General features: G+C 30.3%; 17 protein-coding genes. 6 read left to right on the forward strand and 11 right to left on the reverse strand.

The features are described from left to right. Positions 1 to 103: 103 nt before the first annotated feature. Positions 104 to 1,723 (forward strand): sulfatase, encoded by a 1,620-nt coding sequence (locus tag WHD08_RS04095; protein ID WP_208889120.1) that lies wholly within the window; start codon positions 104 to 106, stop codon positions 1,721 to 1,723. Between the two features lie 392 nt (positions 1,724 to 2,115). On the opposite strand, the gene WHD08_RS04100 is transcribed toward WHD08_RS04095, so the two are convergent. The 10 genes from WHD08_RS04100 to WHD08_RS04145 all read right to left on the reverse strand — a co-directional run bounded on the left by WHD08_RS04100 (position 2,116) and on the right by WHD08_RS04145 (position 9,799). Then, positions 2,116 to 2,790: an SCO family protein gene (locus WHD08_RS04100; protein WP_208889119.1), complete on the reverse strand. Its 675-nt coding sequence runs from the start codon at positions 2,788 to 2,790 to the stop codon at positions 2,116 to 2,118. Continuing rightward, positions 2,759 to 3,343, reverse strand: coding sequence for a toxin-antitoxin system YwqK family antitoxin (locus WHD08_RS04105; RefSeq protein ID WP_422894399.1), 585 nt, complete (start codon positions 3,341 to 3,343; stop codon positions 2,759 to 2,761). Before WHD08_RS04105 ends, WHD08_RS04100 begins: the two co-directional genes overlap by 32 nt. 37 nt (positions 3,344 to 3,380) lie before the next feature. Next, a complete protein-coding gene (locus WHD08_RS04110; protein ID WP_208889117.1) occupies positions 3,381 to 4,145 on the reverse strand; it encodes a YHYH protein in 765 nt (254 codons plus the stop codon). A gap of 84 nt (positions 4,146 to 4,229) precedes the next feature. Next, positions 4,230 to 5,324, reverse strand: a complete 1,095-nt coding sequence (locus tag WHD08_RS04115; protein WP_208889116.1) for a YHYH protein — start codon at positions 5,322 to 5,324, stop codon at positions 4,230 to 4,232. A gap of 126 nt (positions 5,325 to 5,450) precedes the next feature. Then, complete coding sequence (locus WHD08_RS04120; RefSeq protein ID WP_208889115.1) at positions 5,451 to 6,893, reverse strand: CotH kinase family protein; 1,443 nt, start codon at positions 6,891 to 6,893, stop codon at positions 5,451 to 5,453. Between the two features lie 24 nt (positions 6,894 to 6,917). Further along, entirely contained in the window at positions 6,918 to 7,211 is a 294-nt protein-coding gene (locus tag WHD08_RS04125; protein WP_165733364.1) for an EF-hand domain-containing protein, read from the reverse strand. Positions 7,212 to 7,342: 131 nt separating this feature from the next. After that, positions 7,343 to 7,834, reverse strand: a complete 492-nt coding sequence (locus tag WHD08_RS04130; RefSeq protein ID WP_208889114.1) for a hypothetical protein — start codon at positions 7,832 to 7,834, stop codon at positions 7,343 to 7,345. Positions 7,835 to 7,839: 5 nt separating this feature from the next. Then, positions 7,840 to 8,163 carry a hypothetical protein gene (locus tag WHD08_RS04135; RefSeq protein WP_165733366.1) on the reverse strand — a complete coding sequence of 108 codons (324 nt, stop codon included), beginning with the start codon at positions 8,161 to 8,163 and terminating at the stop codon, positions 7,840 to 7,842. A 143-nt stretch (positions 8,164 to 8,306) separates the two neighbouring features. Then, positions 8,307 to 8,888 (reverse strand): RNA polymerase sigma factor, encoded by a 582-nt coding sequence (locus WHD08_RS04140; protein ID WP_165733367.1) that lies wholly within the window; start codon positions 8,886 to 8,888, stop codon positions 8,307 to 8,309. Positions 8,889 to 8,968: 80 nt separating this feature from the next. Beyond that, the gene (locus WHD08_RS04145) at positions 8,969 to 9,799 is read right to left on the reverse strand and encodes a mechanosensitive ion channel family protein (protein ID WP_165733368.1); all 831 of its coding nucleotides are present in this window, start codon (positions 9,797 to 9,799) and stop codon (positions 8,969 to 8,971) included. 133 nt (positions 9,800 to 9,932) lie between these two features. Between WHD08_RS04145 and WHD08_RS04150 the strand changes: the two genes are divergently transcribed. From WHD08_RS04150 to lipA, 5 genes are all read left to right on the forward strand, one after another. After that, positions 9,933 to 10,136 carry a membrane or secreted protein gene (locus WHD08_RS04150; protein ID WP_165733369.1) on the forward strand — a complete coding sequence of 68 codons (204 nt, stop codon included), beginning with the start codon at positions 9,933 to 9,935 and terminating at the stop codon, positions 10,134 to 10,136. Between the two features lie 13 nt (positions 10,137 to 10,149). Then, on the forward strand, positions 10,150 to 11,253 hold the full coding sequence (locus tag WHD08_RS04155) for a glycosyltransferase (protein WP_208889113.1): 1,104 nt from the start codon (positions 10,150 to 10,152) through the stop codon (positions 11,251 to 11,253). Next, positions 11,244 to 11,807, forward strand: coding sequence for an RNA polymerase sigma factor (locus WHD08_RS04160; protein WP_208889112.1), 564 nt, complete (start codon positions 11,244 to 11,246; stop codon positions 11,805 to 11,807). The genes WHD08_RS04155 and WHD08_RS04160 overlap by 10 nt, the downstream gene beginning before the upstream one ends. Positions 11,808 to 11,861: 54 nt before the next feature. Next, positions 11,862 to 12,014: a hypothetical protein gene (locus WHD08_RS04165; protein ID WP_165733371.1), complete on the forward strand. Its 153-nt coding sequence runs from the start codon at positions 11,862 to 11,864 to the stop codon at positions 12,012 to 12,014. A 111-nt stretch (positions 12,015 to 12,125) separates the two neighbouring features. Further along, a complete protein-coding gene (lipA, locus tag WHD08_RS04170) occupies positions 12,126 to 12,995 on the forward strand; it encodes a lipoyl synthase (protein WP_165733372.1) in 870 nt (289 codons plus the stop codon). A 291-nt stretch (positions 12,996 to 13,286) separates the two neighbouring features. Here lipA and pheT read toward each other — a convergent pair whose 3' ends face one another. Further along, positions 13,287 to 15,713 (reverse strand): phenylalanine--tRNA ligase subunit beta, encoded by a 2,427-nt coding sequence (gene pheT, locus WHD08_RS04175; protein ID WP_208889111.1) that lies wholly within the window; start codon positions 15,711 to 15,713, stop codon positions 13,287 to 13,289. Positions 15,714 to 16,155 lie beyond the last annotated feature (442 nt).

A 16,155-nucleotide genomic window follows, 5' to 3' on the forward strand; every position in this document is an offset into this window, starting at 1 on the left:
CTTTTAAGGTAATATTAAAGAAGTACTTGTCACCTTTTTTTTGAAAATTTATACGCTAATTAGCATTCTAATTTATACGATGAATTATTCAAATATTTTCAAGATGAAAACAAAACTTTTATTAAGTATTTTTTTAGGTTCTTTGATGCTCTCCTTTTCGGGGTTTGCTCAAAAGAAAAAGCAACCCAATGTTTTATTTATTGCTGTTGATGATTTAAGGGCAGAATTAGGAACCTATGGTTCTGAAGTGGTATTATCGCCTAATATAGATAAGTTGGCAAGTGTTGGTGTTCAATTTAATAAAGCGTACGTACAACAAGCCATTTGCGGACCTTCTCGTGCAAGTATTCTAACCGGTTCTAGACCAGAAACAATTAATGTTATTGATTTGTTTCAAGATTTTAGAGCCAACAGACCAAGTATTGTTACGTTACCTCAGCATTTTAAAGAAAATGGATACGAAACGGTCTATGCCGGTAAAGTATTTCATGGGCAATATACAGACAATGAAATGTCTTGGACTAGAAAACCTGTGAAAGTAAAATTGAACTCAAATGTGCCAAAAACAGCTGGTGGATATGCACTTGCTGAAAGCCAATTAATGTATCAAGAAAACAAAAAGGCTTTAGAGGATAAATACGGAGAAAAACTGATTCGTGAAAACTGGTTAGACAAAGGTCCTGCTTTAGAATCTGCAGATGTACCCGATGAAACTTATGAGGACGGATACAATACGCTTTCTGCCATTGCTACCTTAAATGAAATGGTTGAAAATGATAAGCCTTGGTTTCTTGCTTTAGGTTTTAAAAAACCACATTTAGATTGGATTGCTCCAAAAAAATATTGGGATTTATATGATGAAACAAAAATACCAATTGCAACGCAAGTAAATCCACCAAAGGACGGTGCTGCAATGGGCTTGTCTGAATCTTTAGAGTTACGTGTTTCTGCAGACATGCCTAAAACAGGTAAATTTAATACGGAATTACAACAAAAATTACGTCATGGATATTATGCATGTATTAGTTATATAGATGCTCAAGTTGGTAAAATGATTCAGGCTTTAAAGGATTCTGGAGAATATGAAAATACCATTATTGTTTTTTGGTCTGATCACGGATTCAACCTTGGAGAAATGGGATATTGGGGAAAAGCAACCAATTATGAAATAGCAACCAGAGTGCCTTTTATTATTACTGCTCCCGGAATTACAGATAAAACAAAAGGGCAAAAAACAGACGCATTGGTAGAGTTATTAGATTTATATCCTACTTTATGTGATTTAACTGGTTTAGAAACACCTAGTAATTTAGAAGGTAAAAGTTTAGTGCCTATTTTACAAAATCCTAGTATGAAATCTCAAAAACCTGCTTTTAGTTTATTTCCTACTCCAGCATTAAGAGAGTGGGCAGCAAGACCTTTTACTCCGCCTTTTAGAACTACTTTTTTTAAGCCTCTAATCTTAAAAATTGAAAATAAAATTAAAGCTCAAATGGGTGATAAATGGAATAGAAGAACCTACGAGCAGTTTGTTATGGGCTATGCCATGAGAACAGACGATTATAGAATTGTAATATGGAAAGACAGAAGAAAACCTAAAGAAACACCTTTATTTATTGAACTTTATGACCATATAAACGATCCAAATGAAACGGTGAATATTGCCGCTGAAAACCCAGAAAAGGTAAAAGAATTAGTAACTCAATTTAATGAGACTTACTAAAACCTAATTTGCATTATAAAAAAGTCTGAAGTTTATATAAAATAACTTCAGACTTTTTTTTTGCTATAAACTTATTGGCTTACTAAAAAAATTATTAAAATGACATGTTTTACCTGAGCACTTTGTAATTGCTCAGCAAAAGCTTTGTCTAAGATTTTATTTTTGTTACTGAATGTCCTTCGACAAGCTCAGGAAGACATTTAGATTTTCAATTGTTCTAGCGTCATAATAAAATAGAAGTTCCCTTAAAAGTAGATTTTTTCATCAATCTAAATTTATTTCAGATTCTTATGAATATTTAATTTCAGTAAGTGCAGATGCTGAAACAAGTTCAGCATGACAAGGTTTATTTCTTTTTAGAGAACCACTATCTGTTAAAAGCTTATTTTATTTTAACTTTCTAATTTTAAGATCTTAATATCAGCAATTAATTGTTTTACAGAATTTTTATTCAAGCCATTATAAATACCCCTAATGTGTTTATTCTTATCGATAAGAATAAAATTTTCTGTGTGTAGAAAATCATCAATTCCTTTTGGTTTACCTAAATCTTCCTCCACAAAATAAGACTTTCTTCCTAAATCGTAAATTTCTTTTTTATCACCAGTAACCAAATGCCAATTTTGACCTATATTTTTATCTAAAGCATATTTTTTTAACTGAGCTACAGAATCTATAGAAGGCGTTACGGAATGCGAAAGCATTAAAATTTCATCATCATTTTTAAAAGCCTCCTGAACAAGAATCATGTTATCGGTCATCATCGGACAAATACCAGGACACGTTGTAAAGAAAAAATCTGTTACATAAATTTTATTATCAAATGTTTGTTGACTGATATTCTCCCCATCTTGGTTTGTTAAACTAAAATCTGGAATGGTATGAAAAGTATTTAAAGCATCGCTTTTAGCATCGATCCACTTAGGAGTAAAAGATGCTTCATTATAATAAGGTAATACATCAACTTTACTTGCTATTTCTTTATGATCTGTTTTTTTACAACTAAACAAAAGACATATACCTATTAGTAAAAAACTATAATTCTTTATTTTCTTCAATTTTTTCATCTTTTAATTGATAACATAAATTTGCACGCTTCATCCCAAAAGTTCTGCCATTTTTAGCTTCATAATTTACATAGATCTTACCGTTTTGTAACCAAGCTCTTTGCAAACCATTTTCATTTCCTTTTAACAAATTTCTTTCTTTAGACATTACTCCATCAGCATACCATTGTCGTTCTATTCCTTCTAATTTCCCTTTTTTGTAGGTTGCCTCATAAGCCAAAGTACTGTTTAACCACCAAGATTTGTAACTGCCCTCCATAACATTTTGGTTGTAATGCGATGTTACCTTTAAAACTCCGTTTTTAAACCAAACGTTATAAACGCCTTCTTTTTTACCATTATAAAAACCTGTCTTTTCCTTTAAGGAATCATTGGAATGATATTTAACTGCAAACCCATTAAAAAGTTTGTTTTTATAATACCAATTCCCTTCGTTACCATTTAACACCAAACTGTCTTTATGAACTGTAACAGTACTATCAATAGTTCTAATTTTAATAGCAGTATTTTTCTTTTTATTATTGGTTGAAGAATTACAACCAATAATAAAAATTGAAAAAAGGAAAAAAAAGAATCTTGTTAATTTCATATTAGTAACCTTGATAAGGACCTGTAAAAGCAATATAAGAACCTGTTGTAGAATACAATTCGTTTATTATATGATAATGATATTCTTCTATTCCATCAGAATGTTGAGTTACAGAAGTATGTCCCCCAGAAGTATCTAAATCCGTTGGATAAGTATCTGTTGAATTACATTTTCTTCCATATAAGAATACACCATCTAATAAAATACCTACTAGATTTTTATCATCGTTTGTAAATGCTTTTGGTTCTAAATGATAATGATATACTCCTGGCCCAATATGTGCTCCTGTCCAATCTAAACTTGCAGCAGCTTCATCCAATGCCCCATTTCCTTCTTGATCATTAAAAATAGATGCACCACTTACCGCAACACCAATCGTATTTAATTGTGTACTTACCGTACTACCCGTTAAATTTGGAGTAGCATCTACAGTAATGGTAACTGCGTTATTATTACTAGACATTATAGAAGGAGTTGTAGCTACATCAGATTCTTCCAGATATAAGTCGCTATCTTCTCCCCAATATACGCTTTCATGGTTTGGTAAACCTGTGGTTTCTATAGTTACCGTTGTACCTCCATTAGATAAATAAATATCGGTTGCAGCGGTATTAAACTCTGCATACGCTGCATGTAATTCTGTTATAACAACATCATCTACGTCAGTGTCTGTACTTAAATCCGATTCACTATCAGACGTACAAGAAACAAATACTGAAAAAAATAGTACTATAAGTGATGTGGTTTTGATAAATTGGTTTTTCATTTTTTATTGGGTTATATTTTAGTTTATATAATCTTTAGATGTGGTTTCTAAAAAAAACTTGCGGTTTCAGCTTATTATTTTAAATTATCTTCTATTGCGTTTTGGTAAACTCTCTAATTCGTCTTTAGAAATAAAGCCATCTTTATTGATGTCTCTTTTAGAAAACTGTTCTTTTAATGGACCTTTTACTTCGGTTTTAGATAATTTACCGTCTTTGTCTGTATCCATCATTTCTAATAATTCACTAAAGTTTTTTCGTGCGCCACCATTTCCTACGTTATTTCCATCTCTAGGTGCTCCTCTGCGCTCTTCTTGCACTACCTCTCCCATTAAACATCTGCTTACATAAGGGAATTCATTTGTAACTAAATACATGTATTTTCCTTCTATTGAAATACCGTTACATTCATCTAAATCTCCAGATCCTGCAACATATTCAAAGTCAGAACCAAAAGCTCCATCATGATTGTCATTAACCTTAATTTCTATGGTTTCTCTTGGATTTTCATACACACAATCTTCTCCATCTCGTGTACCATCTAATAATTTATAACTCGGTTTATAAGCGTTACTTTTAGAATAATACATTGGAAAACCATCGTGAGCAAAACCAACATGCACCAAGTCTTTTCCTGTATCAAATTTTTCAATAACAGAAGTAGGTGTGCCATGATAATGATACGCTCCATTTGGCTGTACGTGGGCATGATTAAAATCTAGACCTAAGTCTATAATATCTTGAAAAGCCTCTACTCTATAATTCTCTCCTGTTTCACAGACTACAACTTCTGCAGTTCCTGGTTCAAATTTTACACCATTTAAAGCAACTCCAGGTTCTCTAACCCAAGTAGGGTTTCCTGTATATTTAGGTACTGTAGAAAATGTATAGGTTCTGTTTTGTGCAGAAATTGTATTCGGATTTCCTTTTCTTGGAAAATCTCCTGTTTTATGATTTGGCAACGCATTTGTAACCATTTTTCTCTCTTCTGCATGAACGGTTACCATTGTTTTTGTTCCGTAACCTGCATCTTCTAGACTATAGGAATCAAAATAATTGGTATTAGAATGTGTATGTGCTTCTGTTTCCCCAATATGTGTATGGCTATGCGAATTGGATTTACTTTTACATCCTATTAAAAGTAAAGTCGCTATAATTGGTATAAAATATTTACTATTCATTATTATAATGTTTTATAAAAGTTTAGATGTGTTTAATTTAAAAAACTTGTGTTCGTAATTTAAATTCCATTAAAAAGCCCCGAAATTTCTTACGAGGCTATTAATTAATCAAATTCAAAAACTATTTTATTCACCTAAATAACTTGATACAGCTGCATTTCTTGAAGTTACATGAGTTTTTAATGTGTTAACAGCTGGTTGAAAATCTGAACCACTATTTAAAAAACTATAACCATCAATTTCTGTAGTTGCATAATCTTCGATTAAAGAAGCATAACTTGTATATAATGCTTGCATTGTAGTTTCATTAAATGCTCCTTCCGCTGCTTCTTTTACATACGCATCGTATTTTGCTTTATAAACATCATCTTGATATAAATACCCAATTAATGGCCAACTCGAAGCACTTAATTCAGAGAAGTTTAAAGACAACGCTCCTTGCTGATTTCCTGTTTGTAACGCTTCGTTATTGTCCCAAGGAATCCAAGTTAATTTATTGGTATCCGGATTGTTGTACAAGAAATAATTATGCGTCATTCTACCGTATGTATCCCAATTCTGAATTACGGTATTTACCGCTAAATATTTTAAAAAGACATCGGTATCTAAAACGGCGTCTAAATTTGTTCTCCAAGTTGCCGCATCAGTAGTTCTAGTTCCGTCATGTAAAATGGTTAATAGACTCTGTACATCAGAAAAATCTGCTTCATCTTCATTATTTTTCTTCACATATTCATCTTCATCAAAAGTACCATTTGCAAAAGAAGCTGCATCACCATCTGGTTTGTATAAGTTTCCTTCATCCGAAGAAAATTGATCCTCTAAAACCGTATCATCAACTTCTTCAACTAAGGTATAAACTCCGAAATATTCTGGCCCGTCTCCATGATCTACATAAAGTGCATAAAAGGCCGTATGAGACGCTGCCAAACCAGCGCTTCTAAAGACATCTGTGGCTACCTTTTCTCTCAACATAGATTTATCATTATAATTATTTTTAAGACTTAATTTTTTAAATCCATAAAAACGTTGATTCTTTATTTGAGGATAATCATCTTCAAACTCATCAAAATCTAATTTGAATGAAAGCTTTAAAATACCTGACTCCCAGCTAGATTTTAAACTAGAATTTCCTTTAAAACGCAATCCTACACGATACCATTCTTTGCCTTCATAAAAAACTTCTCCTGGCACAAAAATAGGATCTTCATCTATATCTACTGTAGTTCCACCAAATCCTCCTCCACCGGGTCCGTTTGATGTTCCTCCAAAAGTTCCATAAAGATTTGTCATATCTGTTAACATGGTTTGCCAGCGTTCTTCAGAAATTACAAAGTCTAATCTTTTTATTGCATTGTCTTCAAAAACTTCATCAAAATCTGGGTCTGCATCTTTACTATGCGTATCGCTGGTCCAATCTATTGCTTCAAAATCTGTATCGTCTATTACTACTGCAACTTCTTCATCTTCGTCTTCAACTGTAGCGACATCTGAAATATCATCACTAGTACACGAAAAAATAATGAATAACATACATAGTGAAAGTAGTTGGGTTTTATAATTTTTCATAATTATCTGTTTATTTTTCTCGTATTAGTTTCTTGGTCTTTCTTTTCTCTCTGGTTTTGGAGCATTTTTTATTTCTTTTTCTGATAAAAAACCATCTTCGTCTGTATCTATTTTTTTGAAATCTTTAGCCAATGGTCCTTTAACTTCTTTTAAAGAAATTTTACCATCTTCATTTGTATCTAATTCTTTTAAGAGTTGCTTAAAGGTTGGAGGACCTTTTGGTTTGTCATCAGAATTATTTCCTTGTGCAAAAGTTGACGCTGATAGCCCTAAAGAAACAATTAGTACTGCTAAAATTTTATTTGTTGATTTTCTCATGATAAATGTATTTATTAAGTTTATAAAAGTTTAGATGCTACTCTTTTTTAAAACTTGCGCACGTTAACTTTACTTTAACAAAAAACCTTATTTCTAGAAGAAATAAGGTTTTAATAAATAGCGAATACATATTATCTTGGTGGTGGTGGTGGCATGCCTTCATTTCTTGGAGGAGGCATTCTTCCATCATTTGGAGGTCTTCTTTCTCCACCTCTTATTGCTTGCTTAATAATTTTATCAAACTTTTTAGCTTGTTCTGCCGTACATAGTCTTCTTACTTTTTTAAAAAAAGAAAAAACTTGAGCATCTTTTTTAGCTTCTAAAAGTCCTATTTTAACAGTTAATGAATCTACATTAAAGTCTTCATTATTAAAAGAACTAAACAAAATATCTTTTTGATCTTTGATCGTTTCTTCAAAATGAATCATTAAATTTCTATGTTCTTCATCTAAGACTTGAAATGCTTCTTTTTGATCCTCTGAAAATTGTAATTGCTCCGTTAAGAAATTATTACTAGGATTGTTTCTTAGGTTTTCATGTGGTTTTTTTACCAACATAAATATTAATACTCCATTCAAAATAATTAATAAAAACAGAAAAATAGGAAGTAATTTTGATTTCATCTTTTTTAATTTAAAATAGAACTACTGTCTGATTGTAAAGAATATTCTTGTGCAAAAACCTCTATATCTGATGTTGAGCTATCACTTTCACCTGAATTGTTAAAAGCGTAAAAGATAGTTCCGAAATTTAACAACAAGACAATACTTAAAGTTGCTAATTGTAACTGAGGTGTAAACCAAGCAAAAATAGGTTTCTTTTCTTCTTTTTCTGCATTTAATTTTTGCAATACTTTATGCTTAAAAAAGTGATTTACTTCTACTTTTTCGATCGTATTTAATACTTTAAAAGTGTCTTCTACCTCTTGATTTATGTGTTTTGTACTTTTCATTTTTTTTAATCTTTAAACAATCACTATCTATTTAGATGCAATAATTTATAAAAACTTGCGAAGCCTTAGGCTTTTTTTTCTCGATAATTTTAGAGTGATTAATCCGTTAATTATAAACCTCAATTTACCGTTATAACTTATAGTTAAGAGCTTTCATTTTTATAAAAATTTTCTAATTTTTCCTGCAATCCTTTTTTAGCTCTAAACATTAAAGATTCTACAGAAGACAAGCTTTTACCTGTAATATCTACAATTTCTTGATAGCTTTTATCATCTATCTTTGCCAATGTAAAAACGACTCTTTGTGCTTCTGGCAAAGTGTTTATCGCCTTAAAAATAATTGCTGATTTTTCTTTATTCTCTAATAAAATTCCCGGGTGATTTACTTCTGTAAAATAACTTGTCTTATCTAAAGGAATTTCATTACCTAAGATTGTTTGCATAAATGCAAATCTCTTTTTTGTATTCTTTTTTCGGATAAATTCTAGACACTTATTTGTGGCTACCTTATAAATCCAGGTAGATAGTTTAGAATCTCCCTTAAATTTAGATACCGACTTAAAAACTTCTAAAAAAACTTCTTGAGCAACATCTTCTGCATCCTCTCTATTAGGAATAAAGGAGATACAGGTACCAAAAACTTTCTGCTGATAATCATCTAAAAGTTGACTAAAAGCTGCTTGTTTTCCGGCTTGTAATTGGTTTATAAAGTTTTCTTCGCTCAAGGAGTAATTAAATAAAAAGTAAACATACAAAAAAAGACTGCTTTTTAAAACAGTCTTTTCTAAATATATGTAATTATAAATTATTTGGTCATGGTAACAACACGTTGTGGTAACGGAGCTTCGTAACCTGCATTTCCTAAAGCTTCTACAATTCTCTGTCTAGTATCCCAAAAAACCTCCCAATAATTCTCGCAATTCGCATATGGTAAAGCCAATAACTCAACACTATTTTGTCCTAAATTATTAACAGCAACTCTTGGAGCACTTGCGCCTTCTTGTAAAACATGGTTGTCTTTTAAAAGAACATCCAATACAATTTGTTTTGCCTTCTCAATATCCGATCCATATCTAATTGCAAAAGGCATATCGATACGTAAATTTCCTATTTTAGTTAAATTGGTAATCTTATTAGAAGTTATGGCAGAATTTGGTATAATTTCAGTTTCATTCTGAAACGTTTCTATAACGGTAACAAACACAGATATTTCTTTTACAAAACCAAAAGCTCCGTTTGTTTTAATTAAATCTCCTACTTTAAAAGGCTTAAAAACAAGTAACATAATACCTGAAGCTATATGCCCTAAAGAACCATTAAAAGCAGCACCAATTGCCAAACCTACACCTGCCATTAATGCTGCAAAAGAGGCCATTGGTAAACCAACAATACCTGCAATAGAGATAATTAATAGTAATTTTAAAATAAAACCAATACTGGTTAATAAAAAAGGTTGTAAAGTTTCATCAAGTTTTGTTTTTTCAAACCCTTTAGAAACTCCTTTCATAATCATTCGAATAATCCAAAGACCAATTATTAATGCTGCAAAAGCACCAATTAATTGAAGTCCCCAATTTCCTAAACCAGCAGAAATTGTATTGTAAAAGTTTTGTAAAGATTGTGTAATTGTATCCATAATTTTATGTTAAAGTTGTTAATTATATTCAAAATTATGACACCTAATTTCTTAGAAAGTCACTATATAAATATTCTATATTGTTTTTTAAGACCGGTTAAGAATTCGTATCTTTGTAGATCAAATTTTTATTATGAAATTATTATTTCTTACTTTAGGTTTATTAGCACTTGCAGTGGCAGGAATCGCTATAAAAATATGGGCAAAAAAAGATGGTAAATTTGCAGGTACTTGTGCAAGCCAAAACCCAATGTTAAACAAATCAGGAGAGTCTTGTGGTTTTTGTGGAAAAACTCCAGACCAATTTGATACTTGTGAAGACACCGAACATAACTAACTCTCTTTTTTAAATGATATTATCTGTACTCTTCTACTCTTTTGTAGTATTTACAGCAATACAAATTATTTATTATCTAATTTTTTCTTCTTTCTTATTCAAAAAAAAAACGGATAGAAAAAATGCCTTAGATATTCCTATAACTGTAATTGTATGTGCCAAAAATGAAGCTAAAAACTTACAAGATTTTTTACCATCTATATTAAATCAAGATTATTCAAATTTTGATATTGTTTTAATAAACGATGCTTCTTCAGACGAAACATTAGAGGTAATGGAATCTTTTGAAAAAGAACATTCTAATATTAAATTAATTAATGTTGAGAACATAGAGGCTTTTTGGGGAAATAAAAAATACGCGTTAACACTAGGAATAAAAGGTGCAAAAAATGATCATCTCTTGTTTACAGATGCTGATTGTAAACCAGTATCTAAACATTGGATTTCTGAAATGGCTCAAAATTTCAATGAAGAAAAAACCATTGTTTTAGGGTATGGAAAATACAAGAAAGAAAAATTATTAGTAAACTTATTTGTACGATTCGAGACTTTATTAACGGCTATTCAATATTTTAGTTATGCAAAACTGGGATCACCGTATATGGGAGTTGGTCGTAATTTAGCATATCATAGATCTGAATTTTTTAATGTAAAAGGTTTTATAAATCATATTCATATAAAATCTGGTGATGATGATTTATTTATTCAAGATGCTGCAAACAAAGAAAATACTACATTTTCCATCTCTAAAAAAAGTTTTACAGAATCTATTGCTCCCAAAAGTTTTAAAGAATGGTTTCAACAAAAAAGGAGACATATATCTACAGCAAAATACTATAAACCAAAACATAAATTCTTTTTAGGCTTATTCTTTGTTTCTAAAGTATTGTTTTATCTTTTGGCTATTCCGTTATTTTTCCTTTATTCCTGGGAACCTGTTTTAGCAATATTTTTAACGTATTATATAGTGCAATTCATTGTTATCGGTTTTTCTGCTAAAAAATTAAAAGAACCAATCATCACTTATGTATTGCCATTTTTAGAAATAGGACTACTAATATTTCACTTTTCAATATTTATCACTAATTTGTCGTCAAAACCAAATCATTGGAAATAGACAATACTAAACTTGCAATCAATATTACAAAGGCTAAAAGCGGAAATCAATCTGCATTTAGATTCTTATTGGACACCTATTGGTCTGCTGTTTATAATTATCAATTAAAGAGAACACAAAGCGAAAACGAAGCAGAAGACATTACTATACAAACGTTTTCTAAAGCTTTTGATAAAATTAATACTTTTGATGAACAGTATGTTTTTAAGACTTGGTTAATAACCATTTCTAAGAATGTTCATATCGATTTAGTACGAAAGAAAAATATTTCTATCGCTACAAATACCTCTAAAGAACAAGAAGAAAAAGCGTATTTAGTAGTCGATGAAAGCCCTACTCCTGAAGATAAAATTATTACAGAACAAAACTTAGCGAAGTTGTTGAGGGACATTAAAAAATTAAAACCTAAATATCAAGAAGTAATTCAGTTACGTTATTTTCAGGAATTATCATATAAAGAAATTTCCGAGCAAATTAACGAACCTATGAATAACGTAAAAGTAAAGTTGTTAAGAGCTAAAAAATTGTTAGCAGAGATTATTAAAAAATCTTAAACTATATACCAATGTTTTTGTAATTAATTCTTTATTTTTATAAAAAAACTTGTAATGACAACAAAACAGAAAAAGAACTCCATCTCTAAAAAAGACAAGAATAACTTAAGAATAACTACTTTAATTGCTGTAGTTTCTTTTATTATTTTTAAAGCTATAATTTCTGATTGGGAACATTTTAAGGCGGGTTTAACCGGGCATTTTTAGAAGAAAATTCAACATCTCATTATTTCTTATAAAACAAGTTTAATACTTCAATTTAGAACCCTACTTTTTTATTTTTTCCTTTGTATCTTTGTTTTTCAAATTCAATAGAAAATGGCAATAGAATCTGTAATACTTCCTGAGAAAGTTAAAAAACCAAAATGGTTACGTGTAAAATTACCTGTTGGTAAAAAATACACGGAGCTAAGAACTTTGGTAGATAAATATAAACTGAATACTATTTGTACTAGTGGAAGCTGCCCAAACATGGGAGAATGTTGGGGAGAAGGAACTGCTACATTTATGATTTTAGGAAATACCTGTACACGTTCTTGTGGTTTTTGTGGTGTAAAAACCGGAAGACCAGATACTGTAGAATGGGATGAACCAGAAAAAGTGGCACGTTCTATAAAATTAATGAGCATTAAACACGCCGTAATTACTTCTGTAGATAGAGATGATTTAAAAGATGGTGGTTCTATTATTTGGGCAGAAACTGTGGATGCAATCCGTAGAGCAAACCCAAATACAACTTTAGAAACTTTAATTCCAGATTTTCAAGGAAACACAAAACAGTTAGACAGAGTTATAGAAGTACACCCAGAAGTAGTTTCTCATAATATGGAAACCGTTAGAAGGTTGACTCGTGAAGTTAGAATACAAGCAAAATACGATAGAAGTTTAGGTGTTTTAAAATACTTAAAAGAAAACGGAATGCGAACTAAAACTGGTTTAATGCTAGGTTTAGGAGAAAAGGAAGAAGAAGTTATACAAACCATGAAAGATTTACGTGCAGTAAATTGTGATATTATTACGATTGGTCAGTATTTACAACCTACAAAAAAGCATTTACCGGTTAAAGAATTTATCACTCCAGATCAGTTTAAAAAATACGAAACATTAGGTTTAGAAATGGGCTTTATGTATGTAGAAAGCGGTGCTTTAGTGCGTTCTTCTTACAAGGCACATAAACACGCTGTATAAATATTTTTAAGTTGATAATAGATTATCATAAACACTTATATTTTTACATCAAAAACGAATAAAATTTAACGATTCTCAATTGAGAGTCGTTTTTTTATTAAATTAATATAAAAATTAGATTTAATTAACATATTCTCAAATAATATACTATTTTTGCACCGTGTTTGAAAAAGCACTATTGAAAGCAACTTTGTAAACTGTTTTTGAGATAAATATTTGAATTAGTAAGTAAAAAAAACCATCTCAAATGAGATGGTTTTTTTATGAAAATTAATAAAAGTAATTTTTAAATTACCTTAATACAGCTTCTAAATTCTTTTCGAATGATTGCTGTAATTTTTGCATTATTTTATCTATTTGTTTGTCTGCTAAAGTTTTTGTTTCATCTTGTAATAAGAAACTAACTGCATACGATTTTTTTCCTTCTGGTAATTTATCACCTTCGTAAACATCAAATAAATCAACCTCTTTTAGTAGCTTTTTTTCAGCTTGAAAAGCTAAATTGTATACTTCGTTAAAAGAAACTTTAGAATCTAATAATAAGGCTAAATCACGTTTTACAATTGGGAATTTAGATAACTCACTTACTTTAATATTCTTATTTCCTACTAATTTTAAAATAGTATCCCAATTAAAATCAGCAAATAAAACCTCTTGCTTAATTCCGAATTCTTTTAATAAAGAAGCTTTCACAACTCCAAATTCTACTAATTTTATTTTTCCTAAACCAAAAGAAATTCCTTCAGAAAAAACATCTTGTTTAGATGGTGAAGATTTTACTTTATCTATTCCTAATCTACTTAATAAAGAAGTAATAACACCTTTTAAGTAAAAGAAATCAGTTGATTTACTAGCAACACTCCAACTTTCTTTAGTTCTGTTACCAGTAACAAAAAGCGTTAAATGTTTGTTTTCTTCGTATTTATCGTTGTACTTATGGTATGTTTTACCAAACTCATAAAACTGTAATGAGTTGTTTTTTCTATTGATATTATATGCAACAGATTCTAAACCACTAAACAATAAAGATTGACGTAGCACTTTTAAATCGTTACTTAACGGATTTAACATTTCTACATTTGCCTCTTCACTAATATTCTCAGACAAAGTGCTGTACTCTGGCTTTGTTAAAGAATTTGCCATAGTTTCGTTAAAACCTAAAGCACTTAATTGGTTTGCAATAACGTTTTCTATCTTAGTTTCTTTATTAGAATCAAAAGAAATTGAAGTATTTAGTTTGTGAGAAAACTCAATATTATTGTAACCGTATACTCTTAAAATTTCTTCAATAATATCTGCTTCACGCTGTACATCTGTTCTGTAAGAAGGTATCGTTAAACCAAGACCACCGTTAGTTACACTGTTTATTTTAATTTCTAAAGAAGCTAAAATATTTTTAATGGTTTCTTTCGGAATCTCTTGTCCTATTAATCTATACACATGTTCAAAAGACAAAAACACTTGAAAATCTTCTATCTTAACAGGATAAAAATCAGAAACATCTGAAGCTAATTTACCACCTGCATATTCTTCAATTAACAATGCTGCTCTTTTTAAAGCGTATTCTGTTGTATTTATATCTATACCACGCTCAAAACGGAAAGATGCATCTGTATTTAATGCATGTCTTTTGGCTGTTTTACGAACACTAACCGGATTAAAATAAGCACTTTCTAAAAATATAGATTTTGTATATTTTGTAACTCCAGAATGTAAACCTCCAAAAACACCTGCAATACAAAGCGGATTAGAATCTCCATCACAAATCATGATATCTTCGGATGACAATTCTCTTTCAACTTCATCTAAAGTGGTAAACTTTGTCCCTTCTTCTAATGTTTTTACAAGTATTTTATTTCCTTTTATTTTCTGCGCATCAAAGGCGTGTAAAGGCTGTCCTAATTCATGTAAAACATAATTTGTAATATCTACAATATTATTTTTAGGTGTTAAGCCAATTGCTTTTAACCTATTTTGTATCCATTCTGGCGAATCTTTAACTTCTATATCTGTAATCGTAATACCACAATAACGAGGAGTCGCTTCTTTGCTTTCTACTTCTACATCTACACGTAACGTTCTTTCATCTACATGAAAATTACTTACAGAAGGAGATATCAATTCTAATTTAATATCTTGTTGAATTAAACCTGCACGTAAATCTCTTGCAACACCAAAATGGCTCATTGCATCAGATCTATTAGGCGTTAACCCAATTTCGAAAACATGATCTGTTTCTATTTTAAAAACTTCTGCAACTGGTGTACCCGCTTTTAGTTTTTTATCTAAGACTAAAATTCCGTCATGACCTTTACCTAAACCTAATTCGTCTTCAGCACAAATCATTCCATGACTCTCCTCTCCTCTTATCTTACCTTTTTTTATTTTAAAGCCGTCACCCTTCTCGTCATATAAAGTAGTTCCAATAGTTGCAACTGGTACTTTTTGTCCTGCAGCAACATTAGGGGCACCACACACAATTTGTACGGGATTTTCTAGACCTAAATCTACTGTAGTTACTTTAAGACGATCTGCGTTAGGATGCTGTATACAAGTTAAAACCTTACCAACAACAATTCCTTTTAAACTTCCTTTTATAGATTCTTTGGTGTCAATTCCTTCCACCTCTAAACCTAAATCAGTTAACAATTCTCCTGTTTTAACAGGCTCCCAATCTATCTGCAAAAATTGTTGTAACCAATTGTATGATATTTTCATATTATTTTTTTCCGGGTTTGTTAACTGCAAATTTACTTAAAATCTACTTTTTATCATCCTTTTTAATTCTAAAAAGCAAGTTTATTTTTAATATTTCTAAAATAAATTCTGATGCGTCTTTAAATCTGAATAATGTTGTAGGAAACACTGAATTATCAACTACTTTCTAGCAAATATTTTATTTCTGAAGAGCACCAATTATAGCCTCTTTTTTTAGTTTAAGATCTGTAATTAAAAAAAATGCTACTTCTAAAGTTTAAATGTATTTTGATTACATTTTTTTATTAAAAACAAAAAATTAGTGCGTGAAAAAAGTTAGAATAACTTAATTACACCACTAATTATGTATTTACAAAACTGGTTTGTAATATTTTAAATTGAAGAATTTATTACATGTATTTTAATCCGATAATTATCGAAAAATAAAGTAAAGATGTTGTCT

This window comes from Polaribacter sejongensis (assembly GCF_038024065.1).
GTDB lineage: Bacteria > Bacteroidota > Bacteroidia > Flavobacteriales > Flavobacteriaceae > Polaribacter > Polaribacter sejongensis.